The organism is Streptomyces sp. SPB074, assembly GCF_000154905.1.
Taxonomy (GTDB): domain Bacteria; phylum Actinomycetota; class Actinomycetes; order Streptomycetales; family Streptomycetaceae; genus Streptomyces.
Genome location: NZ_GG770539.1, coordinates 4330047 through 4332679 on the forward strand (window position 1 = coordinate 4330047; position 2633 = coordinate 4332679).

Annotated in this window: 2 protein-coding genes and 1 pseudogene; all 3 read right to left on the reverse strand. The window is 71.5% G+C overall.

What is annotated here, in order from left to right; genetic code table 11:
* Window positions 1–324, reverse strand: a pseudogene (locus SSBG_RS33310) (hypothetical protein); the annotation flags it as partial.
* Between the two features lie 97 nt (window positions 325–421).
* Window positions 422–1309, reverse strand: a complete 888-nt coding sequence (locus SSBG_RS18200) for an STM4011 family radical SAM protein (RefSeq protein ID WP_008747534.1) — start codon at window positions 1307–1309, stop codon at window positions 422–424.
* A 7-nt stretch (window positions 1310–1316) separates the two neighbouring features.
* Window positions 1317–2633 (reverse strand): STM4012 family radical SAM protein (locus SSBG_RS18205; protein WP_008747535.1); only part of this gene is annotated, 1317 nt, incomplete at its 5' end.

The following is a 2633-nucleotide window of genomic DNA, read 5'->3' on the forward strand; positions in this document are numbered from 1 at the left end:
AAAAAAAAAAAAAAAAAAAAAAAAACAAAAAAAAAAAAAAAAACAAAAAAAAAAAAAAAAAAAAAAATAAAAAAAACAAAAAAAAAAAAAAAAAAAAAGAAACGGGGCGGTGCTCGCTGCGCCGGCGGTGACCGGGGCGCCGGACCGGCCTGCCGGGGAAGGCGCCGGAGCCGTGGCCGGGGGTGGGCCGAAGCTCGGGGGCGGGCCGAAGCCCGCCGGGGCGGGCGGCGCGTCCTGCGACCCGGGTGTGGCGGCGCGTGCGGGCGCCGGGGGCTGGCCGGGCCGGTCGGACGGTGGCTGTGACGGCGGCTTCGGCTGGGTCATGGAGGTCCCCCCTCGGGACGAAACGTGGGCCCGCTGGCTTGAACTGCACAGGTCAGGTGACGGCGCACAGTAGCAGCGGAGATCGGCGACCGGACAGTCACTTCCTCCCGGACCCCACCCCCACGACCGGCAACTCCCTCACCGGGAGGGCGGGTACCCGTTCGAGCACGCCACCGGCGAAGACGTCGTACAGCGGCAGCGTCTCCAGGTGCACGTAACCGATGTGGCAGTCGCACGCCGCGAGCGGGCAGGCCCGTGGCCGCAGCGCGGCTCGGAACGAACCGTCGTACAGGTTCCCCAGCGGTTCCGGCACGAAGTGGCAGCGCCGCACCGTGCCCTCCCCGTCCACGGACAGCACGGACTCGCCGGTGCGGCAGGGCAGTCCCGCGCTGCGGTGCGGGTGGCGGCTGTACGGGAAGAGCGGGTCGAGCGCGGCCCACTCGGCGGCCTCGGCGTCGGTGTACGTACGGCCCTCGGCGGCGTTGACCCACAGGTAGACGTGCCCGGGCAGGTCCGCGCGCAGGCGCCGCGCAACGTCCAGGTGCTCGGGCAGGCCCACGACACCGACGCTGTACCGCACCGAACGCTCAGCCAGATCAAGGCACTTGGCGAGAAAACGGTCGTACGGTGTCTGTCCCGGGTGGTACGTGCACCACAGCGCCAGCGTGTCCGGGTCCGCTGCCGACGTCCACTCGGTGCGACAGCTCAGGTTGGTCTGGATCGCGACGCGCGCCACGTGCGGCAGGTGCGAGAGCGCGGTGAGCGTGTCGCGGTACCAGGAGCGCACGAGCCCTTCGCCCCACGGCGTGAACAGCACCGATATCCGGTCCTCGCGCTGCTCGCCGACCCACCCCGCGAACCTCGCCAAGGCCGCCCGGTCGGCGCGCAGTCGCTCCCGGCTGTCCCGCCGCTTCGCGAAGGGGCAGTACGGGCAGTCGTAGTCGCAGGAGGCGAGCGGGCCCCGGTAGAGCAGGGTCAGGTCCACGCCGGGCTCACCTTCCCTCGTACGCGGTCATCGCGGCGCGTACCGCCGGGGAGAACAGGCGCGGCCCGACCGCGTCCGAGTGCGCGAGACCCTCCGGGGTCAGGCGCAGGACGCCCGGCGTCCGTTCGTCCAGCCAGCCCTCCGCCGCGAAGCCGGTCAGCTCGGCGGGGAAGTCCTCGGCCGGGTCGCTGCCGAAGCGCGCGCGGTACTCGGCGCGGTCCAGTCCGGCCGCCTGGAGGAGCGACTGGAGCAGGTGCCGGCGGCGCCGTTCGTCGCCGTCGATGACCCTCCCGTACTCGGCCCGCGTGAAGTCGGCGGTGCCCACGTACGCGTCCACGAGCGCGCGGACCTCGTGCGCGCCCACCGCGTAGTCGAAGGAGTAGTGCAGCTCGCGGGTGTAGGAGCGGGCGCCGCAGCCGAGTCCTGTCATGCCGTCGGTCTGGCAGGCGTAGTCCTCGGGTCCCTCGGCCGGCGCGTCGGCACGCCGGAAGGAACGCATCGAGCCCTGTGTGTAGCCGTGCGCGAGGAGGTGGTCGCGGCCCGCGCGGTAGAGTCGCAGGCGCCGCTCGTCCCACTCGGGGTCGGGCCCCTCGGACGCCCGGCGGCCGAGGCCCGTGAGGGGGCGTACGTACAGCGGGTACAGGTACAGCTCCTCGGGGCGCCAGGCGAGCGCCGCGTCGAGCGAGCGCAGCCAACTCGCCTCCGTCTGCCCGTCGATGCCGTAGATGAGGTCGATGTTGAGGACGGGGAAACCGGCCGCGCGGGCGTGCCCGAGCGCCGCCTCGACATCCGCGCGGCGCTGCGGCCGCACCGCCGCGCGCGCCTCCGCCTCGTCGAAGCTCTGCACGCCGATGCTGAGCCGCGTCGTACCGCGCGCGGCGAGCACGGCGAGGCGGTCCGGGGTCGCGGTCGCGGGCGAGGTCTCGACCGAGAGCGGTATCGCGCCGAGCCGCGCGCCCATGCGGTGCTCGGCGATGTCGCACAGCCGCTCCAGCTCGGCGGCCGTCAGGAACGTCGGCGTCCCGCCGCCGAACGCTGCTGTCGCGTACCGCACGGGCTCCGCCCCACCCAGCGCGGCGCGCACCGCCCGCGCCTGCCGCTCCAGCGCGTCGAGGTACGCCGTCGTCAGGCCCTCGGGCGCGCCGACCCGCGTGAACAGGTTGCAGAAGCCGCAACGCACCTCGCAGAAGGGGATGTGCAGGTAGAGCGAGAGCGCGTTCTTCGGCTCGGCGTCCCACAGTTCCGTCAGCGCCGGCCGGGCGGGAAGCCGTCGGTAGGCGGTCTTGTGCGGGTAGGCGTAGACGTAACTCTCGTACGGGGTCGA